Source organism: Mediterraneibacter sp. ICN-202921 (assembly GCF_037890075.1).
GTDB classification, from domain to species: Bacteria; Bacillota; Clostridia; order Lachnospirales; family Lachnospiraceae; genus Mediterraneibacter; species Mediterraneibacter massiliensis.
In genome coordinates, this window is sequence record NZ_JBBKBE010000002.1 from 196150 (window position 1) to 221558 (window position 25409).

Sequence of the window (25409 nt, forward strand, 5' to 3'; positions counted from 1 at the left end):
ATGGCAAAAGGGCATAGAAGTCAAATTAAGAGAGAGAGAAACGAGCAGAAGGATACAAGACCATCAGCTAAGATTTCTTACGCCAGAGTATCTGTTCAGAAAGCCTGCTACGTTTTGGATGCCATCAGAGGTAAGGATGTACAGACAGCGCTTGGTATTTTAGCTTATAATCCAAGATATGCTTCAAGCGTAATAGAGAAATTATTAAAATCAGCTATCGCAAATGCTGAGAATAACAATGGTATGAGTGTTGAAAACCTTTATATTGAGGAATGTTATGCAAATAAAGGACCAACAATGAAGAGAATCAGACCGAGAGCACAGGGCAGGGCATACAGGATCGAAAAGAGAATGAGCCACATCACAATCGTGCTGAATGAAAGATAAGGAGGGCAATAATGGGACAGAAAGTTAATCCTCATGGCTTAAGAGTCGGCGTTATAAAAGACTGGGATTCCAGATGGTATGCAGAAAAAGATTTTGCAGACAACCTTGTGGAAGACCATGAAATCAGAACATTTCTTAAAAAGAGATTATACAGCGCAGGTGTTTCCAGAATCGAGATCGAAAGAGCATCTGACCGTGTTAAGATCGTGATCTATACAGCAAAACCGGGCGTAGTGATCGGAAAAGGCGGCGCTGAGATCGAAAAAGTAAAAGGTGAACTTGCAAAATATACAGATAAAAAACTGGTCGTTGACATCAAAGAGATCAAAAGACCGGATAAAGACGCGCAGTTGGTAGCAGAAAATATTGCACAGCAGCTTGAAAACCGTATTTCTTTCAGACGTGCAATGAAGTCCTGCATGTCAAGAACAATGAAAGCAGGCGCGCTTGGTGTTAAGACATCTGTTTCCGGACGTCTTGGCGGAGCTGATATGGCTCGTACAGAGTTCTACAGTGAGGGAACAATTCCGCTTCAAACACTGAGAGCTGACATTGATTATGGATTCGCAGAAGCTGACACAACTTACGGAAAAGTCGGTGTAAAGGTTTGGGTTTACAAAGGCGAAGTTCTTCCGACTAAAGCAGATAAGGAAGGGAGCGATAAATAATGTTAATGCCAAAAAGAGTAAAACGTCGTAAACAATTCCGTGGTACCATGAAAGGAAAAGCTTTAAGAGGTAACACGATTTCTTATGGTGAGTACGGGATCATCGCAACAGAGCCTTGTTGGATCCGTTCCAATCAGATCGAGGCAGCCCGTGTCGCTATGACTCGTTACATCAAACGTGGCGGTAAGGTTTGGATCAAAATCTTCCCGGATAAACCGATAACAGCAAAACCAGCAGAAACTCGTATGGGTAGTGGAAAAGGAACAGTAGAATACTGGGCAGCGGTTGTAAAACCGGGCCGTGTAATGTTCGAGATTGCAGGAGTATCAGAGGAAATAGCTAGAGAGGCACTTCGTCTTGCAATGCATAAATTACCTTGCAAATGCAAAATCGTTTCTCGCGCAGAATTAGAAGGCGGTGATAACAGTGAAAATTAATACATTTGTAAACGAATTAAGAGGAAAATCTGTAGAAGAATTAAATGAGGAATTAGTAGCTGCGAAAAAGGAACTGTTTAACCTTCGGTTCCAGAATGCAACGAACCAGTTAGATAATACAAGCAGAATCAAGGAAGTAAGAAAGAATATCGCCAGGATCCAGACGGTGATTACAGAAGCTTCCAAAGCTGAATAGGAGGTTGTACTGTGGAAGAAAGAAATTTAAGAAAAACTCGTACAGGCAAGGTTGTTAGTGACAAAATGGACAAAACAATCGTTGTTGCAGTCGAAGACCACGTGAAGCATCCACTTTATAAGAAGATCGTAAAGAGAACTTATAAGCTGAAAGCTCATGATGAAAATAACGAGTGTAATGTAGGAGATACAGTGAAAGTTATGGAAACAAGACCTCTCTCTAAAGATAAGAGATGGAGACTTGTAGAAATCATGGAAAAAGCGAAATAAGTAGTTTCGCATATATTTTTGAAGGAGGTTTACCTGCATGATACAACAAGAAAGCAGACTGAAAGTAGCAGACAACACAGGTGCGAAAGAATTACTCTGTATCCGTGTTATGGGCGGTTCTACAAGAAGATACGCTAATATCGGCGATGTGATCGTTGCGACTGTTAAAGATGCAACACCAGGCGGCGTTGTGAAAAAAGGTGATGTCGTAAAAGCTGTTGTTGTCCGTACTGTAAAAGGTGCACGTCGTAAAGACGGTTCCTATATCCGGTTCGATGAAAATGCTGCGGTTATTATAAAAGATGATTTAAATCCACGTGGAACACGTATTTTTGGACCAGTAGCCAGAGAGTTAAGAGAGAAGCACTTTATGAAGATCGTTTCCCTGGCTCCGGAAGTACTTTAGGAGGTGCCTAAGATGTCAACAATGAAGATTAGAAAAGGCGATACAGTAAAAATCATCGCTGGTAAAGATAAAGACAAAGAAGGCAAAGTAATTGCTGTAAATAAAGAGGACGGAAAAGTTCTGGTTGAGGGCGTCAACATGCTGACAAAGCACACAAAACCAAGCGCTGCCAATCAAAACGGCGGTATCGTTCATCAGGAAGGACCGATCGATATTTCCAACGTGATGTATGTACACAATGGAAAAGCAACAAGAATCGGCTTTAAAATGGATGGCGATAAAAAGGTGCGTGTTGCAAAAGCAACAGGCGACGTAATCGACGATTAATACAAGGAAGGAGGTCCTTAGACTTGAGCAGACTGAAAGAACAGTATCAGAATGAGATCATTGACGCAATGATTAAAAAATTTGGATATAAGAATATTATGGAAGTGCCAAAGCTTGATAAGGTTGTGATCAACATGGGCGTTGGCGAAGCAAAAGAAAACGCAAAAGTGTTAGAGTCAGCAATCGCTGATATGGAAAAGATCGCTGGTCAGAAAGCTGTTGTTACAAGAGCAAAGAATTCTGTGGCAAACTTTAAGATCAGAGAAGGAATGCCGATCGGATGCAAAGTTACATTAAGAGGCGAGAGAATGTATGAATTTGTAGACCGCCTGATCAATCTTGCACTGCCTCGTGTACGTGACTTCAGAGGCGTTAATCCGAACGCGTTTGATGGAAGAGGCAACTACGCTCTTGGTATCAAGGAGCAGCTGATTTTCCCTGAGATCGAGTACGATAAAGTAGATAAAGTCAGAGGTATGGATGTCATTTTTGTTACAACCGCTAAGACTGACGAAGAAGCCCGTGAATTATTGACACAGTTCAATATGCCATTCACAAAGTAAAGGAGGGAAATTCATGGCTAAAACATCAATGAAAATCAAACAGCAGCGCAAAGCAAAATTTTCCACAAGAGAATACAGCCGCTGCAGGATCTGCGGACGTCCGCATGCATATTTAAGAAAATATGGAATTTGCCGTATCTGCTTCCGTGAATTGGCATATAAAGGACAGATTCCAGGAGTGAAAAAAGCCAGCTGGTAGACCGAAAGCAGCTTGGCGAGGTCTTTTCGAGTCTAGCGCGAGGCCGTTCTTAGAGCTTAACGAGACGATGTCGAGTTTAGCGAGAAGAACTTCGTTAGAAGCGCTGACGGAGATTAGTGAGAAGGCTGCTCCCAAGCGTTAGCGAGAGCAAGCCATAAGGCGCAGGTCGAGCTTAGGCGCATGGAACATGTACCTATGCTAGGACATTAAGCCTGACACAGGCATTGAAAGAATAGAAGGAGGATACTTTCACATGAACATGAGTGATCCAATCGCAGATATGCTTACAAGAATCCGTAATGCAAATACTGCTAAACATGATACCGTTGATGTTCCTGCATCAAAGATGAAGACAGCGATTGCTGAGATTCTCTACAATGAAGGATACATTGCAAAATATGATATCGTAGAAGATGGAAACTTCAAGACAATTCATATCACATTGAAATATGGCGCAGATAAGAATGAAAAAGTTATCTCCGGTCTGAAAAGAATTTCAAAACCAGGACTTCGTTTTTATGTAAACAGCGAAGAAATCCCGAAAGTACTTGGAGGACTTGGTATCGCGATCATTTCCACAAATAAAGGTGTGATCACAGATAAAGAAGCAAGAAAACTCGGCGTAGGCGGAGAGGTACTCTGCTTCGTATGGTAGACCGAAAGCAGCTTGGCGAGGTATTGTCGAGCCTAGCGCGAGGTCGTTCTTGGAGCTTAACGAGGTGGTGTCGAGTTTAGCGAGAAGAACATACTCATCCAGTGCAGCTTGGCGAGGTATTGTCGAGCCTAGCGCGAGGTCGTTCCCAAGCATTGGCGAGAACGAGCTGTAAAGCGAAGTTTGAGCTTAGGCGTACGGAACTGGTCTAGGGAGAATGGCTCCCATAAGCAACTGAAAACAGAATAGACACAGCATCTATTCCGAAAATTTAAGTTAAGGAGGAAACAGGTATGTCACGTATAGGAAGACTGCCGATCGCAATTCCAGCAGGCGTTACTGTGGAAATTGCAGAGAATAATGTAGTGACTGTAAAAGGTCCTAAGGGAACTCTTGTAAAAGAACTCCCGGTTGAAATGGAAATAAAAGTTACAGGTGAAGAAATCGTTGTAACAAGACCGAATGACTTAAAGAAAATGAAGTCTTTGCATGGTCTGACAAGAACACTGATCAACAATATGGTAGTCGGTGTAACAGACGGTTACCAGAAAGTTCTGGAAGTGAACGGTGTCGGTTACAGAGCTGCAAAATCAGGAAATAAACTGACATTAAACTTAGGATACTCTCACCCAGTTGAAATGACAGATCCGGAAGGTCTTGAGACAGTTCTGGAAGGTCAGAACAAAATTACTGTAAAAGGTATCGATAAAGAAAAAGTAGGCCAATACGCTGCTGAGATCAGAGACAAGAGAAGACCGGAGCCATATAAAGGCAAGGGTATCAAGTATGCTGATGAAGTTATTAGACGTAAAGTTGGTAAGACTGGTAAGAAATAAATAAGGAGAGTGTGAAAATGGTTAGTAAGAAATCAAGAAGCGAAGTTCGTAGAAAAAAACACATGAAATTACGTAACCGTTTCAGCGGTACAGCTGAAAGACCACGTTTAGCTGTGTTTAGAAGTAATAATCATATGTATGCGCAGATCATTGACGATACAGTTGGAAACACTCTGGTTGCAGCTTCCACTCTTCAGAAAGACGTGAAAGCAGAATTAGAAAAGACCAACAATGTTGACGCTGCGGCATATCTTGGAAAAGTAATTGCTGAAAAGGCAAAAGAAAAAGGTATTACTGAGGTTGTCTTTGACAGAGGCGGCTTTATATATCAGGGAAAAATCAAAGCACTGGCAGACGCAGCAAGAGAAGCTGGGCTGAATTTCTAGGGAAGGGAGAACACAGATGAAACAGGAACGTATTGATGCTAATCAATTAGAATTAACAGAAAAAGTGGTATCAATCAAACGTGTTACCAAAGTCGTTAAAGGTGGTCGTAACTTCCGGTTCACAGCTTTAGTTGTAGTTGGCGACGGAAATGGCCATGTTGGTGCAGGTTTGGGAAAAGCTACTGAGATCCCGGAAGCAATCCGTAAAGGGAAAGAAGACGCAATGAAGAAGATGATCTCTGTTGCGATGGATGCAAACGAAAGTGTTACACATGATGTTATCGGAAAATTCGGAAGCGCTTCAGTGCTTTTGAAGACAGCTCCGGATGGTACTGGTGTGATCGCTGGAGGTCCGGCACGTGCCGTGATCGAGCTGGCAGGTATTAAGAATATCCGTACAAAGTCTTTGGGCTCAAACAATAAACAGAATGTAGTGCTTGCTACGATCGAAGGTCTGAAAGCGATGAAGACACCGGAAGAGGTTGCAAGACTTCGTGGCAAATCAGTAGAAGAGGTCGTAGGCTAGGATGAGCTTTCCCCTGTTTTATAAAAACAGGGAAGCTTTATCGCATAGGAGGTAAACAAAATGGCAAATTTGAAAGTGACATTAGTAAAGTCTACAATCGGTGCTATACCTAAGCATAGAAAAACTGTTGAAGCGCTGGGTCTGAACAAACTCAATAAGACAGTTGAATTGCCGGATAATGCGGCTACCAGAGGTATGGTACAGCAGGTTAGACATTTAGTAAAAGTTGAAGAAGCATAAATTTAAGAAACGATAAGGAGGTAACGTCATGGACTTATCAAACTTAAGACCGGCAGACGGTTCCAAACAGAGTGATAATTTCAGAAGAGGCCGCGGCCACGCTTCTGGAAATGGCAAAACAGCCGGAAAAGGCCATAAAGGTCAGAAAGCACGTTCAGGGGCTCCAAGACCAGGCTTTGAAGGCGGACAGATGCCTTTATATAGAAGACTGCCAAAGAGAGGGTTCAAATGCAGAAACTCTAAGACGATCGTGGGCATCAATTTAAGCGCGCTGGAAGTATTTGAAGACGGCGCTACAGTTTCCGTAGAGACATTGATTGAAAGCGGAATCGTAAAAAATCCAAAAGATGGTGTTAAAATTCTTGGAAATGGAGAGTTAACTAAGAAACTTACTGTTCAGGCAAATGCATTTAGTGCAAAAGCAGCTGAAAAGATTGAGTCACTTGGTGGAAAAGCAGAGGTGATCTAATGCTACAGACTGTACGAAGGGCATTTCAGATAGAAGATGTCAGAAAAAGAATTTTCTATACATTTATGATGTTAGTCGTCGTAAGACTCGGCTCTGAACTGCCTACTCCAGGCGTAGATCCAACCGTACTTCAGAATTTATTTGCGAGCCAGACCGGTGATGCGTTCAATTTCTTTGACGCATTTACCGGCGGATCATTTACCAAGATGTCCGTATTTGCTTTGAGCATTACACCGTATATCACATCTTCCATCATCATGCAGCTTTTGACCATTGCGATCCCGAAACTGGAGGAAATGCAAAAAGAAGGCGCGGACGGAAGAAAGAAGATTGCGACGATCACCCGTTATGTGACAGTCATACTTGCTCTGATCGAATCTACCGCAATGGCAGTTGGTTTTGGGAGACAGGGATTGTTAGTAGAGTATAATTTTGTGAATACGGCGATCGTTGTATGTACGTTAACAGCTGGTAGTGCATTTCTGATGTGGATTGGCGAACGTATAACAGAAAAGGGCATTGGAAATGGTATATCCATTGTTCTTTTGATCAATATTTTATCTCGTGTGCCGGAGGATTTTATTACACTGTATGCACAGTTCGTAAAGGGAAAGACACTGGCAAAGGGAGGACTTGCCGCGCTGATCATATTGGCAGTTTTATTAGTAGTTGTCGTATTTGTCGTACTTCTGCAGAGTGGGGAGAGAAGAATTGCTGTTCAGTATTCCCAGAAAGTACAGGGAAGAAAAACATATGGAGGTCAATCCACACACATTCCGCTGAAAGTAAATACAGCGGGAGTTATTCCGGTCATATTTGCATCGTCATTGATGCAGACACCGATCGTGATCGCGCAGTTCCTTGGAAAAGGAAATGGAACCGGTATCGGAAGTCAGATATTAAGAGGAATGAATTCCAATGCGTGGTGTGATCCAGAGAATCCGATTTATTCGATCGGGCTGATCGTATATATTTTATTGACCATCTTTTTCGCATATTTCTATACCTCTATTACATTCAATCCGTTAGAGATTGCAAACAATATGAAAAAGAGCGGAGGTTTTATTCCGGGAATACGTCCAGGAAGACCGACGGTAGAATATTTACAAAAAATATTGAATTACATTATTTTCATTGGAGCATGCGGGCTTGTCATTGTCCAGGTAATACCGTATTTCTTTAATGGTGTATTCGGGGCAAATGTTTCTTTTGGAGGAACATCCCTTATCATCATAGTCGGAGTCGTATTAGAGACATTGAAGCAGATTGAATCACAAATGCTTGTCCGCAACTATACAGGATTTTTGAATAACAAGGGAAGTAACATGAAGAATAGTTTCCTTGGATACTAATTAGATTACTTTAGCGAGGGTGACCCGGGAGAACTGCGTAAAAGCGTATTCAGGGGCACACTCGTTATTGTGCATTAACGGAGGTATACGGATATGAAAATTATTATGCTGGGAGCTCCAGGCGCCGGAAAAGGCACACAGGCTAAAAAAATCGCGGCAAAGTATGATATCCCTCATATCTCAACAGGAGATATTTTCCGCGCAAACATTAAAAATGGCACGGAATTGGGGAAAAAGGCGAAGACCTATATGGATCAGGGATTGTTAGTGCCGGATGAATTGGTCGTAGATCTTGTCGTGGACAGAGTAAATCAGGAGGACTGCCAAAAAGGGTATGTCCTGGATGGTTTCCCAAGAACAATCCCACAGGCGGAAGCATTGGATAGAGCACTTGCCAACATGGATCAGAAAATGGATTATGCCATCAATGTAGAAGTGCCGGATGAAAATATCATCAGGCGTATGTCTGGACGCCGTGCATGTGTAGATTGTGGCGCAACATACCACATTGTTTATGCGGCTCCTAAAAAGGAGGGCGTTTGTGATAAATGCCAGGGCAGTCTGATCCTCAGAGATGACGATAAGCCGGAAACCGTAGAAAAGCGTCTCCATGTATACCATGAGCAGACACAGCCGTTGATCGAATATTATACACAGGCAGGAATTTTGAAAAATGTCGATGGAACAGTAGATATAGATGTTGTATTCGATGCAGTCACAAAGATTTTAGGGGAATAGCGTATGCTGTTTGAACCGGGAATGCTTGTGCGGTCAAAGGCGGGACATGACAAAAATCGTATATATGTCATTATTCGTGTCAATGATGAATATGTATATCTTTCAGACGGAGAGTCGTATTCGTCTGAAAGATTAAAAAAGAAGAATAAAAAACATCTGCAGGTTATTTTGAAGGAACGAGTTGAAGATACAGCGGATGAGATAGCAGTTAGAAATATGATACTGAAATATTCCCTTAAAAAGGATTACATGTAAAAGTGCTGTAAATGCAGGAGGATTAAGTATGTCAAAGGCTGACGTAATTGAAATTGAAGGAGTTGTAGTTGAAAAGCTGCCAAACGCCATGTTTAAAGTGGAATTGGAAAATGGCCATATAGTTCTGGCACATATCAGTGGAAAATTACGGATGAATTTTATTAAAATCTTACCGGGAGATAAAGTGACTCTGGAAATGTCTCCATATGATCTTAGCAAAGGAAGGATCGTCTGGAGAGACAAATAGTTATTTTTTTGAGAATATCGAAAAATTACAGAGAAAAATAAAGTTAGTTATTGACTTTATTGGCAGTTAGGCGTTATACTGTTAAGTGGCTGTTTTTGGGATGGTGTGTCTGAAACAGCAGGAAATATAGGCAGAGCAAAGTAGGGAAAGGAGGATTTAACATGAAGGTTAGGTCATCAGTAAAACCAATTTGTGAAAAATGCAAAATTATTAAAAGAAAAGGAAGTATCAGAGTAATCTGTGAGAATCCGAAACACAAACAACGTCAGGGATAAGGGAATAGAAAAATATCCGAGGTGATTTGTGTAATTATTTAGGCGGCTGACAGCACGATACACCAGGAGGTGTGTAGAGCTGTTTAATATACAGTAAGGATACACCGCGGCTGCGTAAGGTACCGGCAGAGCGGGTAGTCTGCTGCACTTTTTTGTCTTAGAAAATGTGCAGGTGTATATTGCTTATAATACTCGGCATTTGCATTGGCGGAAAAATTTCCGTGCCGGGAAAGGGTATGCAACAAACATGCCTGGGCTGGGATATCGGGAACATACCCCGGTAGGATGTACAATAAACACCACATCCACAGCCTCAATTAGGGACAATATGTAACAACGTAAAGCCATGCACAAGATTGACAGAAACGCACAGGCAAATGTATTTGCCAAGAGCGTTTCGGGCAAGATTGTATGTGGCGCACGCCACAGTGAGAAGTAGTGCGGAGCACGAAGTCGAACTTGCATGGCGAAAAAGCGCAGAAGAGGCGCACGCCACAGTGAGAAGTAGTGCGGAGCACGAAGTCGGACTTGCATGGCGAAAAAGCGCAGAAGAGGCGCACGCCACAGTGAGAAGTAGTGCGGAGCACGAAGTCGAACTTGTATGGCGAAAGAACAGCGAAAAAGAAAATGGAGGAAAGACACATGGCTCGTATCGCAGGTGTAGACTTACCAAGAGACAAACGTGTAGAAATTGGTTTGACTTATATTTATGGAATCGGAAGAACAAGTGCAAACCGTATTTTATCAGAGGCAGGAGTAGATCCTAGTACTCGTGTCAGAGATTTGACAAGTGAAGAAGTAAAAAAGATCAGCGCAGTGATCGATGAGACTCAGGTTGTAGAAGGTGATTTGAGAAGAGAGATCCAGCTGAATATCAAGAGACTGAAAGAAATCGGCTGCTATCGTGGAATCCGTCATAGAAAAGGACTTCCGGTGCGTGGACAGAAGACAAAGACAAACGCAAGAACATGTAAAGGTCCTAAGAGAACAGTAGCAAATAAGAAAAAATAACAAATTGAAGAAAGTAGGTTAGTTTAAATGGCGAAAAAAGTTGCAAAAAAAGTAACAAAAAAACGTGTCAAGAAAAACGTTGAACGCGGACAGGCACACATTCAGTCATCTTTCAATAATACAATCGTAACACTGACAGATGGACAGGGAAATGCTCTTTCATGGGCAAGTGCAGGCGGTCTGGGATTTAGAGGTTCAAGGAAATCTACTCCATATGCAGCACAAATGGCGGCTGAGACAGCAGCAAAGGCGGCATTAGTACATGGTCTTAAGACAGTAGATGTTTTCGTAAAGGGTCCAGGTTCAGGCAGAGAAGCAGCGATCCGTGCATTGCAGGCTTGCGGAATTGATGTGACAAGTATCAAAGATGTAACGCCGGTACCGCACAATGGTTGTCGTCCACCGAAACGCAGAAGAGTGTAATCTGTGTCCGGCAGACCTTGATTTAATCAGTAGCACTGGAAGTAAACGAAAAATGCGGTAGTAATCCGCTGACATGTATAGAATTTAGGAGGAGAAACATGGCAGTAAACAGAGTTCCGGTTCTTAAAAGATGCCGTTCTTTAGGAATGGATCCAATCTATTTAGGAATTAGTAAAAAATCTAACAGACAGTTAAAAAGAACAAATAGAAAAATGAGCGAATATGGTTTGCAGCTGCGTGAAAAGCAGAAAGCAAAATTCATCTATGGCGTGCTGGAAAAACCATTTAGGAATTACTATGCGAAAGCAAAACAGATGGAAGGTATGACAGGTGAGAATCTGATGATTCTTCTGGAATCCAGACTGGACAATGTAATGTTCCGCATGGGATTTGCAAGAACAAGAAAAGAAGCAAGACAGATTGTAGACCATAAACATGTACTTGTAAACGGCAAACAGGTAAATATTCCTTCTTACCTGCTCAAAGCCGGAGATACGGTTGAAATCAAAGAAAAACACAAAGGATGCCAGAGATATAAAGACATTCTGGAAGTGACAGGCGGAAATATGGTTCCGGACTGGTTGGATGTGGATTCTGAGAATCTGAAGGGCACTGTAAAAGAACTTCCGACAAGAGAGGCAATCGATGTTCCTGTTGATGAGATGTTGATCGTCGAGTTGTATTCTAAATAATATAGTCTGTGCTTAAAAGCGCAGATCATATAAGGAGTCGTACCCCCTCAACATATTTTAACCCATAAGGAGGGTCTGTGTAGTGTTTGATTTTAATAAACCGAATATTGAAATTACAGAAATTTCAGAAGATAAAAAGTATGGAAAATTCGTAGTAGAGCCACTGGAAAGAGGATATGGCATTACTTTGGGAAATTCCCTGAGAAGGATCATGCTATCTTCTCTGCCGGGCGCAGCAATCAGTTCTGTAAAGATCGACGGCGTACTGCACGAATTTAGTTCCATCCCAGGTGTGAAAGAAGATGTAACTGAGATTATCATGAATCTGAAATCTCTGGCGATCAAAAACACATCGGAATCAGACGAAGTTAAGACCGCATATATAGAATTTGAAGGTGAAGGCGTTGTCACAGGCGCTGATGTACAGACGGATTCGGATGTTGAGATCATGAATCCGGAGCAGGTCATTGCTACTTTAAACGGCGGCAAAGACAGCAAACTATATATGGAACTTAGCATAACAAAGGGCAGAGGATATGTAAGCGCAGATAAAAACAAAAGCGAGGACTTGCCGATCGGGGTCATTCCGATCGATTCGATCTATACACCTGTAGAACGTGTAAACCTCACGGTTGAAAATACGCGTGTGGGTCAGATCACGGATTATGATAAGCTGACTTTAGATGTTTGGACAAAAGGTACCATGCATCCGGATGAGGCGGTAAGTCTTGCGGCAAAGGTTTTAAGCGAGCATTTAAAGCTGTTTATCGACTTGTCAGAAGTTGCGCAGTCTGCTGAAGTTATGATTGAAAAAGAAGATGATGAGAAAGAGAAAGTATTGGAAATGAGCATTGATGAGCTTGAACTTTCCGTACGTTCCTACAATTGTCTTAAGAGAGCCGGCATCAATACAGTAGAAGAACTGACAAATAAGACGCCGGAAGATATGATGAAAGTGCGTAACCTTGGACGTAAGTCTTTGGAAGAAGTACTTGCAAAATTGAAAGAACTGAATCTGGAATTAAATCAAGGTGAAGAGTAATCCGGATCAGAGATTTATTATTTAAATATCCTGTCAGTAAGTCCGACGTGCATGGCAGGGGCATTTGATTAATAAGCCCGAAGACGCATAACCAAATGTTTTTTATGGAGGATGAATAAAATGGCAAAGTATAGAAAACTCGGAAGAACTTCTTCCCAGAGAAAAGCTTTACTTAGAAACCAGGTGACAGCACTGCTGAACCATGGAAAGATTATTACTACAGAAGCAAAGGCAAAAGAGATCCGTAAGATCGCAGAAGGCCTGATCGCTATGGCAGTAAAAGAAAAAGACAATTTTGATGAAGTTACAGTAATGGCAAAGGTTGCACGTAAAGATAAAGACGGCAAGAGAGTAAAAGAAGTCGTTGATGGCAAGAGAGTTACTGTATATGACGAAGTTGAGAAGAAGATTAAAAAAGATCAGCCAAGCAGACTGCATGCAAGAAGAGAAATGCTGAAGGTTCTTTATCCTGTAAAGGAAGTACCTGCTGCAGGAGCTGGAAGAAAGAAAAATACGAAAAATGTAGATCTGGTAGACAAACTGTTTACAGAGATCGCACCAAAGTATGCTGACCGCAATGGTGGATACACAAGAATCGTAAAGATAGGACAGCGTAAAGGTGACGCTGCTATGGAAGTTCTGATCGAACTTGTATAGTTGTATCATTGCGCCGGACGCAGAGCGATCATAAAATGAGACTATAAAAGAAACAAGAAGCCGTTGTAAAATAGATGATGTACAACATCTATTTTACAGCGGCTCTTTTATTACGCTCATAGCAATGTCCTGCTTTTATAATCGATCACAATCTGCTTTATTTTATCTGCCGCTTCCTCAGCGACTTTTTTATCTTTATTTCTTTTTTTCCCCTGACCAAAAAATATTTCTGTCACGCTCTGTAAGATTTCATAAGGTTCTAGATTGATGTATATTTCTGCGGCGTCTTCATGTTGCTCTGCAACCGTAGCATTTAGAATACTTCCATTATATTTTAATGTCTCCAGTTTATCTGTATCGTAGGTACGGATCAAAGCCCTGGTAATACTGGATATTGCTCTGGTAGCGATAACTGCTTTTTCTGCCTTGAGGCCAAGTCGGATCGTATAGGGGTCTATTCTGGAAATAAAGCGGAATTCCCGGCCATAACGCTGCGAATTCGTGGTAGTATTGGCATTTTGGCAGGCCTCTGCGATGGCATGCTCGAATTCTTCAGTAAGGGGGATTTTTTTATTAGCTGCCGTGACATCCAATATATAACTGTACATAAATGTATACCTCCTTGATGTTTGATAATTTAGTATAGCACAGATTAATAAAAAATACAAATGTAAAAACATTTAAGCTAATTGTTGACAAGTGTGTTTCTATACGTTAATATAATGTAAAATACATATATAATAATATATTAATATTTAAACATCGAAAAACATGTCGGGAGGAGAAAAAATGGAACATACAGATATGGAAAAGGGAAAAAGATCAGAAAAGATAAAGAATATGCAGATGTATTCACCAATAAGAGAAAAAATCAGATATTGGAGAAAGAAAACAAAAGCAGGCGATCTGTACCGGCAGAAAACAGATTTAGACTGCATACTGACAGACGGAAATTTGAATGCCGACACGATTTTTTCTCTGTGGCTTCCACTGCGTTATGTTTTAAATCATTTTGCCTGTGCTTCATGGGAAAAGTGGAAGGAATATGAGTATGAAGAATTGAAACCTAAAAAAGTAGGATTAAAAGAGTATCCGGAGTTTTTAAATGACCTTCTGGCAAATATGGAAGAGTATTTACCGGCAGAGAAACTGACAGCATTATTATCTGTATTATTTGATCTTGGACAACAGCGCTGCAATGTGATGATCTTGCCCTACAGGGCATGGAACAGAAGACGAGGTGAAGCTCCTTACTGGGAATATCTGCCGCATTTTTTGTATGATCTTTTGCGTACAGATTCGCCTATATTTTTACAGGCAATGTCTGCCTGGATAAGAAGTGAACATCTGGAAATGTTCTTTATGGATGAGAGGTTAGAAAAAGAGTCTCTCAAAGATTTGGCAGGTACAGGAATGGTGTGGAAGCATGCCCCGAAAAATATAGATTTGGAGAAACTGCTGATAAATTACGTTGCGATTTTGAAAGAGCGCAAAAAAAGGCTTTCGGCGGCTGTGTAAGAAATACGTTATGGTATGTATATAGGAGGAGTGTCAGGATGAAACAAGACAGCAGGATCATATTAGAACAAATTGTAAACAGAAAATCCAGAGAACTATGTTTAGAGAAGCAAAAGTGGGATACAAGCGCCTCTATTGTAACGATTTTCCGTGAAGAATGGCATGTGTTCGCACGACTTTTACATCCTTTGGTTTCTATATTGGAGATACAGTCTTCCTTCTATGTGGAGGAGGAGTATATCAGGGCTGTTTGGTATCCGCATCCTGTGATGATGACTGCTGATACCAGAAGGGAGTTTATTCTTTTTGCCAATGAGGCAAATATAGAACTGTATTCAGGAGGCAGATTCTGGTGTGATGAAAATATGGACTTTGCATATGAAATCGTACTTCCGGCAGAAATGGCAGAAAGATGTGAGCGCGAAGCGGCAAGACAATTATTTGATATACCTTATTCAAATTTCTGTGATCTTCATCTGCCCCTTGTCATGCTCAAAAGAGGCAGTTGGAAAGCCGATACTGCAAAACGATATCTGGCAGAATTGAGGGAAAGCGGATATGTAGACAATACAAAATATGATCTTTGGTGAAGGACACCGGGAAGTCCACAGAAGCATCTTGTTATAGGATCGCGGTTTTGAAACTTTTGTATAAAATAGAGCGGATTATAATAGAAAAAATATGAAAAATTTATAATATAGTAAAATATTGAACAAAAATGAGAAAATAGTGAACGAAAAAAACAACGGAAAAAGATAGAATTTTAGTCAGAAAGGGGGAAGCAAAGATGTTCAAAAAGAAGCAATACTATAAGAAAAAGGCGATGCCATATTTTATGCTTTTGCCGCTTCTTGCCGTGATTGCCGTATTTATGCTGTATCCTATATTTAATACTTTCTGGCTGAGTATGCAGGATCATGTATTGACGAATATGCAGGACATGGGATTTAACGGAGGCGCTAATTTCGTAAGGCTCATGGAGGACGAGACATTTTGGAAAGCGGCTGTAAACTCCGTTTTCTGGACAGTTGTTAATGTTATTTTGCAGTTGTTCTTCGGTCTGCTCGTAGCGCTTCTGCTGAATCAGAAATTCAAAGGAAGGGGCGTGTTCCGGGCGCTGATCTTTACACCCTGGGCGGTAGGCGGAATTCTAGTGGCGCTGATCTGGAGTTTTATGTTTAACGAAAGTGTAGGAGTGATCGGAGATCTGTTGATGAAACTGGGGATCGTGGATGGAAAAATATCCTGGTTTTCCAGCGGGACTTCTGCCATGTGGGCAATGATCATAGCAAATACTTGGAGAGGCGTTCCATTTTTTGCTATCAGCATATTGTCAGCGCTACAGACGATACCCACAGAAGTATATGAATCAGCAGATGTGGACGGCGCGTCGGCTATATACAAGTTTTTCAAGATCACACTGCCGTTGATAAAGGATACGCTGTTGCTTACGACGCTGCTTAGGACGATATGGACTTTAAATATCGTAGATATTATTTATGGAATGACAAAGGGAGGACCGAATTTCTCCACATTAACGATTCCGGTATATATCATGATGACGTTCAATGATTCACTGGATGCAGGATATGCTTCCGCAATGGCAGTTATCGTAATGATCGTACTCGTTATTTTCTCGGCGATATATCTAAAAATTGGAAAATACGGAGAGGAGGAGTATTACTGATGAAACGGACAACGAAAAAAAGGATCATTAAGACGTTTACCTGTTACATACCTGTTGCGGTCGTGACAATCATCATGTTGTTTCCGTTTTACTGGTTTCTAAATACCTCACTCAAAGAGCAGGGCTCTATCATGAAACTTCCGGTGAAATACCTTCCGGATCCGTTTACAATGGACAACTATGCGTCCATGCTTTCCAGTATGGGATTCGATAAATATTTTTTAAACAGTTTGTTTGTATCTATCGTTACGACCATCTTCGTTATAGCGATCGCAATCATGGGAGGCTATGCGATCTCACGATATAAATTCAGAGGCAAAAAATTTGTCTTTCTTCTGCTTTTGGTGACACAGATGCTTCCAGGAGTCGTGATCCTGGTACCGTTATTCACGATCTTTAATAATATGGGACTGATCAATAATCTGTGGTCGCTTGTTATCGTAAATACAACCGTGAATCTTCCGTTTTGCACGATTATGATCAGCGGTTTCTTTTCGGGAGTTTCCCCTACATTGGAGGAAGCGGCGCAGATCGATGGATGTACGATCCTAAAATCTGTATTTAAAATAGTTGTGCCTACGATCCTGCCGGGAATCGTGGCAAGCGGCGCTTTCGCGTTTGTCAACACATGGAATGAATTTGTATATTCATTGAACTTTATCAGTGATTCAGATAAATTCACGCTTCCGGTTGGCTTAAGTATGATGAAAGGCGAGTTTACCGTAAATTACGGGGGGCTGGCGGCTGGCACGGTCGTGGCTTTGATACCGGTGCTTCTGATCTTCTGTTATATTCAGAAATATCTGGTGCAGGGACTTGCTTCGGGAGCTGTGAAAGGATAATTGTAAAAAATGCCGTATAAAGGCAGTTAAATAAAGGAGGAAAAAGATCTATGAAGAAAAAGAAAGTCATCAGCATATTGCTGACAGGTGTTTTGCTGACAGGCATGCTTGCAGGCTGCGGAGCAAAAGGCGAGGAAAGCGCGTCGGGAGACAAAGAGACGATCGAGTTTTGGTACCATGATGGAAACGCGAATTCGAACGCTATATTTGAAAAGCTGATTGCACAGTTTGAGGAGGAAAATCCGGAGTATAAGGTAGAATATGTGGGACTGCCGTCAGATTCTTATCTGCAGAAATATAATACGGCGATCGCTACAAATACAGTGCCGGATGTTGCCAGTATCCGTGATCAGGATGTATCGACACTGATCAACCAAGGAGCGCTATCCTGCATTGACGAAGATTTTAACAGCTTTGAAGAAAAAGATCATATTGCCGAAAATGCGCTCAACGCTATACGGAATTGTTCGACAGATGGGAAACTCTACTGTCTGCCGCAATACACACAGCCGCAGGTATACTGGTATAACACGACTCTGATGGAAGAAAAAGGAGTAGCAATTCCGAAAACGATCGATGAATTTATGCAGGACTGTGAAACTTATGCAGACGCGGACAATGGTACATATTTCTACTCTTTGAGAGGCGGAGCGGGTTCCCTGGATAATATGCTGGATTTTATCTTTACTTACGCAAATCAGGATCAGCTTTTTGATGAAGACGGAAACTGCGTATTAAGCGATCCGATCTTTACAGAAGCGTTGGAGGCATACGCTTCCATCTACTGGAATGGCTGGACATCAAAAGACAGTGTATCTAACAGCTATAAAGAAATGGTAGCAGAATTTGGCTCCGGTACGGCTATGGGAATCGCGAATAATTCTTCTGCACTGGCAGAAAATATTAATAATTTGGGTGAAGGGAATTTTACCAACGCGCTTGCTCCGGCAAATAAGGAAGGTGTTGTGGTGACAAAAGATGTTCCATTCTTGGGCTATACTGTGTTTGAAGGCGCAAAAAACAGAGAAGGCGGAGTAAAATTCTTAGAATTCCTCGTATCTCACGACGCAGTATCCTATTTCTGTGAAAAAGACGGACGAGTTCCGGTCAATGATCTAGTCTATGAGGACGAATGGTATCAGGACAATACATATATGCCGGTATATGAAGAAATGATGAGTTCAAAGGATGTAAAATTTCTTGCCAGACCATTATGGCTACCTGAATGGAATGAATTTTTGACAAAGGTACAGGAGCCAGGACTGCAGGCTGTCCTGCTCAAAGAAAAGACGGCTGAAGAAGTACTGCAGGAATGGGCAGAATACTTGACAGCTGCCCAGAAAGGATATCTGGAATCAACCAAATAACAGCAAAGGAAATATAAGACAAGGGTCTGCACTAGGAAGGGCAGACCCTGTTTTGGAAGAGAAAGAAAATGACAGAAAAAGAATTTTTAGAGCCCCCTTCAAGGTACAAGGGTACCCCTTTTTGGGCATGGAACGCAAAGATTGAGAAAGAGATTTTAAAAGAACAGATCGATTGCTTTAAAGAGATGGGGATGGGCGGTTTTTGTATTCACAGCAGGATTGGGCTCGACACAGAGTATCTGGGAAGAGAGTTCATGGAATTGGTCAAATTCTGTAATACATACGGGAAGAAACAGAATCTTAGTACATGGCTGTATGATGAGGATAAATGGCCGTCAGGATACGGCGCGGGAAGGGTGACGGATAAAGAAATATACCGCAGCAGATATCTCCTATTTTCGGATAAAGAATATCCTGACGGAGCATTTATAAGAGGAAAGACGCCTCCGACGAGACTGGTATTAAGCGGAAAGATACAGAAACTGGCAGAGTATATCGTAAAGGAAGAAAATGGAATTCTAAAGGAGTATCGTTTTTTGAAGAAGGGAAGCGATCAAGTTGCAGAGCCGGAAAAGTGCAGTGAAGGCGGGAAAATCTGGCATGCGTATCTTGTCATTTCGGGAGATTCTTCTTGGTTTGATAAACAGACATATCTGGATACGCTAAATCCAAAAGCAGCAGAGGAGTTTCTGCGTGTTACACATGAAGTATATGCAGACTCTTTAGAAGAAGAATTTTCAAAGAGTATACCCATGATCTTTACGGATGAACCGCAGTTTATCTTAAAAGAATCTCTTTCCGAAAACAGAGGTATTACAGAGGCGGGAATTCCATATACGGATGATTTTGAGGAAACATTTCGGAAACGGGAAGGGATTTCCTTTCTTGCAAATCTGCCAAAGTTATTTTGGGAACCGGAAGATGGAAAAGATTACAGTTTTCGCTGGAAGTACCATGAGCATATAGCATACCGGTTTTGCGCAGGGTATATGGATACAGTCAGCAGATGGTGTGCCCGTCATCACATTGCGCTTACAGGCCATGTGATGAACGAACCGTCTTTGGAAGAACAAACTAGGGCTGTGGGCGAGGTGATGAGGACGTATGAGAGTTTTCAGGTACCGGGTATAGACATGCTGGCGTGGAGGACGGAGTATACCACAGCAAAACAGGCGCAAAGCGAGGCAAATCAAAAAGGGTTGTCTGGAATCACAAGTGAACTTTATGGGGTGACAAACTGGAATTTTGATTTCCGTGGTTATAAAGCAATAGGAGACTGGCAGGCTGCATTAGGAGTTGTCAACAGAGTACATCATCTGACGTGGTATTCGATGGGCGGGGAAGCGAAAAGAGATTATCCTCCCTCGATCGGAGGCCAGGTTCCCTGGCATAAAGAATATCATTGGATAGAGGACTATTTTGCCAGGATACGGCTTGTATTAGAACAGGGGAAACCAAAGGTGCGTATCGGGGTCATTCATCCGGTAGAGAGCTGCTGGATGTGGTTCGGAAACGAAAAACTTACAAAGAATAGGCGAAGAGAGCTGGAAATAAAGTTTCAGGAACTGATTCGCTGGCTGCTGTTTGGAAAATTAGATTTTGATTATATTGCGGAGTCTGTTCTGCCTGGTCAATATACAGAAACAGAGAGCCAATTCTGTGTAGGCGCTATGCGGTATGATGTGGTGATCGTAGCAGGAATGGATACGATACGCAGTTCTACTCTGGATAGGTTGGAATGGTTCACAGCGCATGGAGGAGAGGTTTTGTTTATGGGCAGAACGCCTAAGTATGTAGATGCGGTCAGAAATAACAGAGCTGGAGATCTTGCTTCTCGGTGCAGGCGTATTGCGTGGGAGCAGTCTGCCTTATATGAGGCATTGGAACCATACAGAGAAATAGAGCTCCTTCATAGTGATGGAAGCCGGGAGGAAGAACTGCTCTGTCGGATGTGCGAGGGAACAGGGAAAAGATATGTATTTCTGGCGCCTGGGAAGCCAAAAGAAAACTATGGACTTCCGAGAAAAGAAAGATTGACAGTGCAGATAAAAGGCGATTGGGATATACAGGTATGTGATGCAAAATCGGGAGAACAATTTTTAGAAAAAGGTGAAAAAATCATACGAAACGATGCGGCAGACAGATGGGAAAAAAACGAAGTCTGGACATCTTATGTGTGGGAACGTTTTGAACAGGACAGCCTGCTGTTGGAACTGACAGAACAGGAAACAGGAGAAAGACAAAACTCTGTAAATGGGACAAGAGACAAAAAATCTGCCCCTAATGAACGCAGAGAGATTTATCGCAGTCTATTGCCGGAGCCGAAAACCTGCTTTTTGGAAGAGGATAATGTGCTTCTTTTAGATAAAGCAAGGTATCGTCTGGATGACGGAGCATGGGAGAACGAGGAAGAACTTTTGAAAGTGGATGACAGACTTAGAAGAAGACTGGGATATCCACTGCGAACAGAGAGTCAGCCGCAGCCATGGTTGTTGGAGAAGAAAAACTGCACACACAGGGTAACATTTCGTTTTGCAATAGAATCCGATATAGATTGTGAAGTGAAACTTGCGGCGGAAGGGACTGTAAAGAAATTGGCCTTAAACGGAAGAGAGGCATCTGTGCAGCCTGAAGGTTGGTATGTAGACAGATGTCTGCAAATATACCGAGCAGGAAATATAGTGCGGGGAGATAATGAACTGGAGCTGGAAGTAGAGTATGGGGAAAAAGAGAATCTGGAATGGTGTTATCTGTTAGGAGCATTTTCTGTTGTTCTTGCAGGGGCAAAGACACGGATCATCCCTATAAACAAAGAACTGCGATATGGAGATTACAGTATGCAGGGCTTCCCATTTTACGGAGGAAATATGTATCTTGAGACAGAAATAACGATTCCGGACGGCGACGTAGAGATCGAGATACCGCATTATAGAGCTCCGCTTTTGAAAGTCTCTATGGATGGCAGAGAAGAAATTGTCGTGGAAGCGCCGTACCGTGCTGTATTTAAAGATGTGGAGGCGGGCAGACACAAGGTGCGTATCTGCTGTTATGGTAATCGCTACAATACGTTTGGACAACTTCACAATTGTGATCCAGGGGAAGTTTATTTTGGGCCGAAGACGTGGCGGACAGCAGGAAATGCGTGGTGTCCACAGTATAACATAAAACAGGCGGGAGTCTTGACAACACCTACTGTGTATATATACACTCAGAAGGAAGAAAATGAGGAAAAGGGGAAATAGGAGTGGGAAAATTCCGGGAAAAATGTACGGTAAAATTTATGAACCAGTCATTGCAGGTAAAACTGGTCTCTTTGCTGATCGTCCTGATCGTTGTTCTGGAAGCGGTCAGTCTTATGTTGTTCGGAAGAGTGATGTCTGACAATTATGAAAAGCAGATAGCGGATTCTAAGGCAGAGACATTGTTGCAGATTACTGCAAACATGGATGGCAGTCTGTATGATGTTGTAGAAGAAATGATCTTTATCAAAGAGAGTCTTAAGTCGGCGGATGGCGGCAAAGAAGTCAGGGATCCTGATACCCGGTATTTGAATAATGATATTGTATACAGAGGATATTTCAATGAAATGATCTCCAGAGGAAATAATTATGAATTAGTCGATTCGATGATAGTGCTTACAGAAGAAAAATCGCATTTCTTTTCGGTAAACGCGGCGAAAAATATAGACAGTAAAGATATATTGGATACGGTATGGCATGATTTTGAACCGCACCGACCATGTACGTGGACCGGTATCCTCGACGGCACCTATTACAGTTCAAATTACAGAAAAGAGATCATCAGTATTTTGATGCCGGTAAATGGAACGGGAATGGACAGATCTCTGCTGATCGTCAATCTGTCTGCAGAACAGGTGAGGCAGTATATGGAACGACTGGGAAGTGGCAGTGAGAGGCTCCTTCTCGACTTGGGGCAGGGAACTGTCCGTGCGGGGAAAGAGATGGATAAATGGGCAGAGCATGAGGCGGCAGAGCAGCTGTTAAAAGATAAAGATGGAATCAGTGAAGGGCGAAAGTACGTGGTATTAAAGGAAGAACTGAGGGCGAATGACTGGAAGTTATACATGATATGCCCTAAAGAAGAAATGCAGGTAGGAGTATTTACCATATCGACTTCATTATTGCTGCTGATTCTGGCAGCAGGGTGTGTGATTGTTATCATTGGGTATTTTATTGTTTCCTCCATTACGAAACCGTTAAATAAGATGACTTCCATCATCGTAAGAAACGGAGAGAATCCGCAGTTTCCGGAACGTTTTCCGGTGCGCTACCAGGATGAAGTAGGTGTGATGGCAAAAGCCTATAATCATATGATGGATAAGATACAAGGTCTGATGGAAAACATTGCCGAAGAACAGCAGCAGAACAAGAGAAATTATCTAAAACTTCTGCAATTGCAGATCAAGCCGCATTTTCTGTATAATTCTCTGGAGGCAACCAGATTTCTTGTAGAAATGCAGGACAAAAACGCTGTAGAAATGATAGACGCTATCGGAAGGTTCTATAAATTAAGTCTGAGCGGAGTGGAGGATATTGTCAGTCTTGCGGAAGAAAAAGAACATTTGTCCTGTTATATGAAGATATTGAAATTGCGCTATAGTTCTAAATATGATTATGAGATCGACATTCCGGAAGAATTGGAAAAATATGAAATTGTAAAATTTTCTCTGCAGCCGCTCGTAGAAAATGCCATATATCATGGCGTGAAAATGTCGAGGGAGAAAGGATTTATACGAATCTTTGCCAGAGAAGAGAATGGAAAAATACAGATACACATATGGGATAACGGTGCTGGTATAAAGAAAGAGAAACTAAGAGAAATCCAAGAAGAATTGAAACGGTGTGACGGCAGTACGAAGCGTGAGCATATTGGTATTATAAATGTAGATCAGAGGATACGTATGTTTTTCGCAGAAGGCGGCGTTTCGATCGACAGCGAAGAAGGTGTATTCACGGATGTGACAGTGCGTATTCCTGCCAAGAAGTACAGTGGGGAGGGCAAGCATGTATAAATTGTTGATAGCAGATGATGACGAGATCATCTGTCAGGGGCTTTCGAGATGTATTCCCTGGAGAGAACATAATATAGAAATTGTCTCAGCAGTGTGCGACGGTGAGACAGCACTTAAATGTGTCAAAGAATATCATCCGGATATTGCGCTGGTGGACATTAATATGCCGTTTATGGATGGGATGGAGTTTAGCGCAGAAGCAAAAAAGATATTTCCGGAATTAAAGATCATACTGATAACCGCATATAGAGAATTTGAATATGCGAAAAGGGCGATCGAACTGCAAGTGTCTGATTATGTGACAAAGCCATTTTCAAACGAACATGTATTAGAGACAGTGTGTCGGGTGATCCAAAAAATAGAAGATGAAAAAAGGATAAAAGGCGAGATACAAAAAAATATCAAAGTTATAGAGGAAAAATATATAGCAGAAGCCGCGGCAGGAAAGATCACCGATAGGAACAGAACGGAGATAGAACGCTTGTTTCCGCCCCAAAATCAATATTCGGCGGCAGTTTTGGATATTGGAACGCTGCTGGAGGGGGAAGAGTCAGAAGAGGCAGTGAAAGAGAAAAGAGAGGCAATCGACAGGGCGGTGGAAAAAATAAGAGAAATGGTAAAAATAGAGACAAAGATAAAAATCTGCCGCTGTCAGAATCAGATGATCTTCTTGTTTACAGAGCCGGGGGTAAATGGCGATATAAAAATACAAGTCTTTTTGAAAAAATGTATGGAACAGCTGTCGGAGGAAGGGGCTTTATTTTTGACGGCCGCTATTGGCAGATGTTATACAGGCAATCAGCAGATCAGCAGATCCGTGGCAGAGGCGCAGAAAGTTTTAAAGTATCGGTATTATTTTGAACAATATAGTGTGTTGTATGTAGAAGATGTAGAAAAATTGACAGTAGAAGAACAGATTAATTTTCAGGAATATATAGAGAATGCCTGTGCGGGTATTCGGGAAGGAGAACCGGAAAAAGTAAAAAACGCGGTCAAAAGTTTTTTTGAAAGAATGCAGAAACAGCCGGATATGCGTATTTGCGCAGCAGCCTTGATGGTGATGGAATTTTTGCTTTTGTCGTACAGAGAGACACAGGACGGAGAATTACAAGAGAAATTTGTAAAAGAATCTACAAGTTTTTATCCTCGCATGCTGCAGGAAAAAAATATAGATGGACTCAGGAGCATCACGGGAAAATATTTCGCAGATCTGATCCAGTATCTGGAAGAAAAGAAAAGGAGCCAGCCGGAGAAAATGCTGCAAAGAGCAGTCACATATATGGAAGCGCATTATGACGACCCGGAACTGTCCTTAAATGAAGTGGCAGATTTTGTACATATCAGTGCGAGTTATCTGTGCACGCTATTTAAGCAATACAGTGAATACAGCTATATCAGTTGCCTGAATCATATCCGCATGGAGCAGGCAAAGCAGATTTTAAAAGATAGGAAACACAAGACATATGAAGTAGCGTTCTTGGTAGGATATAATTCGTCACAATATTTCAGCAGTTCTTTTAAAAAGTATACCGGTATGACGCCGGGAGAATATAGGGCAAAAAAAGGCATTAAGTAAAATATTTGATATATTACTGACATTGGGGGCTGTCGCTTTAACGATTAAAAAATCGTGAAGCGGCAGTTCCTATTTGTATAATATGCACAAATATTGTTAAAAAAATAACGTTAAAATATCTACAAATAGCATAT

At 41.8% G+C, this 25409-nt stretch carries 34 protein-coding genes; 33 read left to right on the forward strand and 1 reads right to left on the reverse strand.

Features of this window, described 5'->3' with window-relative positions; all coding sequences use genetic code 11:
* The 25 genes from rplV to WKT01_RS03080 all read left to right on the forward strand — a co-directional run bounded on the left by rplV (position 1) and on the right by WKT01_RS03080 (position 13253).
* Positions 1–387, forward strand: coding sequence for a 50S ribosomal protein L22 (gene rplV / locus WKT01_RS02960; RefSeq protein WP_059067895.1), 387 nt, complete (start codon positions 1–3; stop codon positions 385–387).
* A gap of 11 nt (positions 388–398) precedes the next feature.
* Positions 399–1055, forward strand: coding sequence for a 30S ribosomal protein S3 (rpsC, locus tag WKT01_RS02965; RefSeq protein WP_059067897.1), 657 nt, complete (start codon positions 399–401; stop codon positions 1053–1055).
* The gene (gene rplP / locus WKT01_RS02970; protein ID WP_059067899.1) at positions 1055–1492 is read left to right on the forward strand and encodes a 50S ribosomal protein L16; all 438 of its coding nucleotides are present in this window, start codon (positions 1055–1057) and stop codon (positions 1490–1492) included. The genes rpsC and rplP overlap by 1 nt, the downstream gene beginning before the upstream one ends.
* On the forward strand, positions 1482–1688 hold the full coding sequence (gene rpmC, locus WKT01_RS02975) for a 50S ribosomal protein L29 (protein ID WP_059067901.1): 207 nt from the start codon (positions 1482–1484) through the stop codon (positions 1686–1688). The genes rplP and rpmC overlap by 11 nt, the downstream gene beginning before the upstream one ends.
* 11 nt (positions 1689–1699) lie before the next feature.
* A complete protein-coding gene (rpsQ, locus tag WKT01_RS02980) occupies positions 1700–1957 on the forward strand; it encodes a 30S ribosomal protein S17 (protein ID WP_059067903.1) in 258 nt (85 codons plus the stop codon).
* A gap of 37 nt (positions 1958–1994) precedes the next feature.
* Entirely contained in the window at positions 1995–2363 is a 369-nt protein-coding gene (rplN, locus tag WKT01_RS02985) for a 50S ribosomal protein L14 (protein ID WP_059067905.1), read from the forward strand.
* A gap of 12 nt (positions 2364–2375) precedes the next feature.
* A complete protein-coding gene (gene rplX / locus WKT01_RS02990) occupies positions 2376–2690 on the forward strand; it encodes a 50S ribosomal protein L24 (protein ID WP_059067907.1) in 315 nt (104 codons plus the stop codon).
* Positions 2691–2713: 23 nt separating this feature from the next.
* Complete coding sequence (rplE, locus tag WKT01_RS02995; protein ID WP_059067909.1) at positions 2714–3253, forward strand: 50S ribosomal protein L5; 540 nt, start codon at positions 2714–2716, stop codon at positions 3251–3253.
* Positions 3254–3266: 13 nt separating this feature from the next.
* Positions 3267–3452 carry a type Z 30S ribosomal protein S14 gene (locus WKT01_RS03000; RefSeq protein WP_059067910.1) on the forward strand — a complete coding sequence of 62 codons (186 nt, stop codon included), beginning with the start codon at positions 3267–3269 and terminating at the stop codon, positions 3450–3452.
* Between the two features lie 253 nt (positions 3453–3705).
* On the forward strand, positions 3706–4107 hold the full coding sequence (rpsH, locus tag WKT01_RS03005) for a 30S ribosomal protein S8 (RefSeq protein WP_059067912.1): 402 nt from the start codon (positions 3706–3708) through the stop codon (positions 4105–4107).
* Positions 4108–4397: 290 nt separating this feature from the next.
* On the forward strand, positions 4398–4940 hold the full coding sequence (gene rplF / locus WKT01_RS03010) for a 50S ribosomal protein L6 (RefSeq protein ID WP_059067914.1): 543 nt from the start codon (positions 4398–4400) through the stop codon (positions 4938–4940).
* A gap of 17 nt (positions 4941–4957) precedes the next feature.
* A complete protein-coding gene (gene rplR / locus WKT01_RS03015) occupies positions 4958–5326 on the forward strand; it encodes a 50S ribosomal protein L18 (RefSeq protein WP_059067916.1) in 369 nt (122 codons plus the stop codon).
* A 16-nt stretch (positions 5327–5342) separates the two neighbouring features.
* The gene (gene rpsE, locus WKT01_RS03020) at positions 5343–5852 is read left to right on the forward strand and encodes a 30S ribosomal protein S5 (protein ID WP_059067918.1); all 510 of its coding nucleotides are present in this window, start codon (positions 5343–5345) and stop codon (positions 5850–5852) included.
* A 60-nt stretch (positions 5853–5912) separates the two neighbouring features.
* A complete protein-coding gene (gene rpmD / locus WKT01_RS03025) occupies positions 5913–6092 on the forward strand; it encodes a 50S ribosomal protein L30 (protein WP_059067919.1) in 180 nt (59 codons plus the stop codon).
* A 28-nt stretch (positions 6093–6120) separates the two neighbouring features.
* Positions 6121–6561 (forward strand): 50S ribosomal protein L15, encoded by a 441-nt coding sequence (rplO, locus tag WKT01_RS03030; RefSeq protein WP_059067921.1) that lies wholly within the window; start codon positions 6121–6123, stop codon positions 6559–6561.
* Positions 6561–7913 (forward strand): preprotein translocase subunit SecY, encoded by a 1353-nt coding sequence (gene secY / locus WKT01_RS03035; protein WP_117973949.1) that lies wholly within the window; start codon positions 6561–6563, stop codon positions 7911–7913. Before rplO ends, secY begins: the two co-directional genes overlap by 1 nt.
* 93 nt (positions 7914–8006) lie before the next feature.
* The gene (locus WKT01_RS03040; RefSeq protein WP_059067925.1) at positions 8007–8651 is read left to right on the forward strand and encodes an adenylate kinase; all 645 of its coding nucleotides are present in this window, start codon (positions 8007–8009) and stop codon (positions 8649–8651) included.
* 3 nt (positions 8652–8654) lie between these two features.
* Positions 8655–8906 carry a KOW domain-containing RNA-binding protein gene (locus WKT01_RS03045; RefSeq protein WP_117973951.1) on the forward strand — a complete coding sequence of 84 codons (252 nt, stop codon included), beginning with the start codon at positions 8655–8657 and terminating at the stop codon, positions 8904–8906.
* A 28-nt stretch (positions 8907–8934) separates the two neighbouring features.
* Positions 8935–9153 carry a translation initiation factor IF-1 gene (gene infA / locus WKT01_RS03050; RefSeq protein ID WP_004074886.1) on the forward strand — a complete coding sequence of 73 codons (219 nt, stop codon included), beginning with the start codon at positions 8935–8937 and terminating at the stop codon, positions 9151–9153.
* Positions 9154–9314: 161 nt separating this feature from the next.
* Complete coding sequence (gene rpmJ / locus WKT01_RS03055; RefSeq protein WP_003497809.1) at positions 9315–9428, forward strand: 50S ribosomal protein L36; 114 nt, start codon at positions 9315–9317, stop codon at positions 9426–9428.
* 642 nt (positions 9429–10070) lie between these two features.
* The gene (rpsM, locus tag WKT01_RS03060; RefSeq protein WP_059067928.1) at positions 10071–10439 is read left to right on the forward strand and encodes a 30S ribosomal protein S13; all 369 of its coding nucleotides are present in this window, start codon (positions 10071–10073) and stop codon (positions 10437–10439) included.
* Positions 10440–10466: 27 nt separating this feature from the next.
* A complete protein-coding gene (gene rpsK, locus WKT01_RS03065; RefSeq protein ID WP_059067930.1) occupies positions 10467–10862 on the forward strand; it encodes a 30S ribosomal protein S11 in 396 nt (131 codons plus the stop codon).
* Positions 10863–10960: 98 nt separating this feature from the next.
* The gene (rpsD, locus tag WKT01_RS03070; protein WP_059067932.1) at positions 10961–11554 is read left to right on the forward strand and encodes a 30S ribosomal protein S4; all 594 of its coding nucleotides are present in this window, start codon (positions 10961–10963) and stop codon (positions 11552–11554) included.
* An 82-nt stretch (positions 11555–11636) separates the two neighbouring features.
* A complete protein-coding gene (locus WKT01_RS03075; protein WP_059067934.1) occupies positions 11637–12596 on the forward strand; it encodes a DNA-directed RNA polymerase subunit alpha in 960 nt (319 codons plus the stop codon).
* Between the two features lie 120 nt (positions 12597–12716).
* Positions 12717–13253: a bL17 family ribosomal protein gene (locus WKT01_RS03080; RefSeq protein ID WP_059067936.1), complete on the forward strand. Its 537-nt coding sequence runs from the start codon at positions 12717–12719 to the stop codon at positions 13251–13253.
* Positions 13254–13369: 116 nt separating this feature from the next.
* Here the strand turns inward: WKT01_RS03080 and WKT01_RS03085 are convergent, their stop codons facing one another.
* Positions 13370–13861: a hypothetical protein gene (locus WKT01_RS03085; protein ID WP_059067938.1), complete on the reverse strand. Its 492-nt coding sequence runs from the start codon at positions 13859–13861 to the stop codon at positions 13370–13372.
* Between the two features lie 181 nt (positions 13862–14042).
* Here WKT01_RS03085 and WKT01_RS03090 point away from each other — a divergent pair, with 181 nt between their 5' ends.
* The 8 genes from WKT01_RS03090 to WKT01_RS03125 all read left to right on the forward strand — a co-directional run bounded on the left by WKT01_RS03090 (position 14043) and on the right by WKT01_RS03125 (position 25275).
* Positions 14043–14771, forward strand: coding sequence for a hypothetical protein (locus WKT01_RS03090; protein WP_117973953.1), 729 nt, complete (start codon positions 14043–14045; stop codon positions 14769–14771).
* Positions 14772–14809: 38 nt separating this feature from the next.
* Positions 14810–15361: a hypothetical protein gene (locus tag WKT01_RS03095; protein ID WP_117973955.1), complete on the forward strand. Its 552-nt coding sequence runs from the start codon at positions 14810–14812 to the stop codon at positions 15359–15361.
* 197 nt (positions 15362–15558) lie between these two features.
* Positions 15559–16458, forward strand: coding sequence for a carbohydrate ABC transporter permease (locus WKT01_RS03100; RefSeq protein WP_117973957.1), 900 nt, complete (start codon positions 15559–15561; stop codon positions 16456–16458).
* Positions 16458–17300, forward strand: a complete 843-nt coding sequence (locus tag WKT01_RS03105; RefSeq protein WP_059067947.1) for a carbohydrate ABC transporter permease — start codon at positions 16458–16460, stop codon at positions 17298–17300. Before WKT01_RS03100 ends, WKT01_RS03105 begins: the two co-directional genes overlap by 1 nt.
* 50 nt (positions 17301–17350) lie before the next feature.
* Complete coding sequence (locus WKT01_RS03110) at positions 17351–18667, forward strand: ABC transporter substrate-binding protein (RefSeq protein WP_117973959.1); 1317 nt, start codon at positions 17351–17353, stop codon at positions 18665–18667.
* A gap of 68 nt (positions 18668–18735) precedes the next feature.
* Entirely contained in the window at positions 18736–21909 is a 3174-nt protein-coding gene (locus tag WKT01_RS03115; protein WP_340311436.1) for a hypothetical protein, read from the forward strand.
* A 2-nt stretch (positions 21910–21911) separates the two neighbouring features.
* Positions 21912–23699 (forward strand): sensor histidine kinase, encoded by a 1788-nt coding sequence (locus tag WKT01_RS03120; RefSeq protein WP_117973963.1) that lies wholly within the window; start codon positions 21912–21914, stop codon positions 23697–23699.
* Complete coding sequence (locus WKT01_RS03125; RefSeq protein WP_117973965.1) at positions 23692–25275, forward strand: response regulator; 1584 nt, start codon at positions 23692–23694, stop codon at positions 25273–25275. Before WKT01_RS03120 ends, WKT01_RS03125 begins: the two co-directional genes overlap by 8 nt.
* Positions 25276–25409: the final 134 nt, after the last annotated feature.

Excerpts from the sequence above, each read along its gene's own strand:
- rplV (WP_059067895.1), top strand. The coding sequence starts at position 1 with ATGGCAAAAGGGCATAGAAGTCAAATTAAGAGAGAGAGAAACGAGCAG.
- rpsC (WP_059067897.1), top strand. The coding sequence starts at position 399 with ATGGGACAGAAAGTTAATCCTCATGGCTTAAGAGTCGGCGTTATAAAA.
- rplP (WP_059067899.1), top strand. The coding sequence starts at position 1,055 with ATGTTAATGCCAAAAAGAGTAAAACGTCGTAAACAATTCCGTGGTACC.
- rplN (WP_059067905.1), top strand. The coding sequence starts at position 1,995 with ATGATACAACAAGAAAGCAGACTGAAAGTAGCAGACAACACAGGTGCG.
- rplX (WP_059067907.1), top strand. The coding sequence starts at position 2,376 with ATGTCAACAATGAAGATTAGAAAAGGCGATACAGTAAAAATCATCGCT.
- WKT01_RS03000 (WP_059067910.1), top strand. The coding sequence starts at position 3,267 with ATGGCTAAAACATCAATGAAAATCAAACAGCAGCGCAAAGCAAAATTT.
- rpsH (WP_059067912.1), top strand. The coding sequence starts at position 3,706 with ATGAACATGAGTGATCCAATCGCAGATATGCTTACAAGAATCCGTAAT.
- rplF (WP_059067914.1), top strand. The coding sequence starts at position 4,398 with ATGTCACGTATAGGAAGACTGCCGATCGCAATTCCAGCAGGCGTTACT.
- rplR (WP_059067916.1), top strand. The coding sequence starts at position 4,958 with ATGGTTAGTAAGAAATCAAGAAGCGAAGTTCGTAGAAAAAAACACATG.
- rpsE (WP_059067918.1), top strand. The coding sequence starts at position 5,343 with ATGAAACAGGAACGTATTGATGCTAATCAATTAGAATTAACAGAAAAA.
- rpmD (WP_059067919.1), top strand. The coding sequence starts at position 5,913 with ATGGCAAATTTGAAAGTGACATTAGTAAAGTCTACAATCGGTGCTATA.
- rplO (WP_059067921.1), top strand. The coding sequence starts at position 6,121 with ATGGACTTATCAAACTTAAGACCGGCAGACGGTTCCAAACAGAGTGAT.
- secY (WP_117973949.1), top strand. The coding sequence starts at position 6,561 with ATGCTACAGACTGTACGAAGGGCATTTCAGATAGAAGATGTCAGAAAA.
- WKT01_RS03040 (WP_059067925.1), top strand. The coding sequence starts at position 8,007 with ATGAAAATTATTATGCTGGGAGCTCCAGGCGCCGGAAAAGGCACACAG.
- WKT01_RS03045 (WP_117973951.1), top strand. The coding sequence starts at position 8,655 with ATGCTGTTTGAACCGGGAATGCTTGTGCGGTCAAAGGCGGGACATGAC.
- infA (WP_004074886.1), top strand. The coding sequence starts at position 8,935 with ATGTCAAAGGCTGACGTAATTGAAATTGAAGGAGTTGTAGTTGAAAAG.
- rpmJ (WP_003497809.1), top strand. The coding sequence starts at position 9,315 with ATGAAGGTTAGGTCATCAGTAAAACCAATTTGTGAAAAATGCAAAATT.
- rpsM (WP_059067928.1), top strand. The coding sequence starts at position 10,071 with ATGGCTCGTATCGCAGGTGTAGACTTACCAAGAGACAAACGTGTAGAA.
- rpsK (WP_059067930.1), top strand. The coding sequence starts at position 10,467 with ATGGCGAAAAAAGTTGCAAAAAAAGTAACAAAAAAACGTGTCAAGAAA.
- rpsD (WP_059067932.1), top strand. The coding sequence starts at position 10,961 with ATGGCAGTAAACAGAGTTCCGGTTCTTAAAAGATGCCGTTCTTTAGGA.
- WKT01_RS03080 (WP_059067936.1), top strand. The coding sequence starts at position 12,717 with ATGGCAAAGTATAGAAAACTCGGAAGAACTTCTTCCCAGAGAAAAGCT.
- WKT01_RS03085 (WP_059067938.1), bottom strand. The coding sequence starts at position 13,861 with ATGTACAGTTATATATTGGATGTCACGGCAGCTAATAAAAAAATCCCC.
- WKT01_RS03090 (WP_117973953.1), top strand. The coding sequence starts at position 14,043 with ATGGAACATACAGATATGGAAAAGGGAAAAAGATCAGAAAAGATAAAG.
- WKT01_RS03095 (WP_117973955.1), top strand. The coding sequence starts at position 14,810 with ATGAAACAAGACAGCAGGATCATATTAGAACAAATTGTAAACAGAAAA.
- WKT01_RS03100 (WP_117973957.1), top strand. The coding sequence starts at position 15,559 with ATGTTCAAAAAGAAGCAATACTATAAGAAAAAGGCGATGCCATATTTT.
- WKT01_RS03105 (WP_059067947.1), top strand. The coding sequence starts at position 16,458 with ATGAAACGGACAACGAAAAAAAGGATCATTAAGACGTTTACCTGTTAC.
- WKT01_RS03110 (WP_117973959.1), top strand. The coding sequence starts at position 17,351 with ATGAAGAAAAAGAAAGTCATCAGCATATTGCTGACAGGTGTTTTGCTG.
- WKT01_RS03115 (WP_340311436.1), top strand. The coding sequence starts at position 18,736 with ATGACAGAAAAAGAATTTTTAGAGCCCCCTTCAAGGTACAAGGGTACC.
- WKT01_RS03125 (WP_117973965.1), top strand. The coding sequence starts at position 23,692 with ATGTATAAATTGTTGATAGCAGATGATGACGAGATCATCTGTCAGGGG.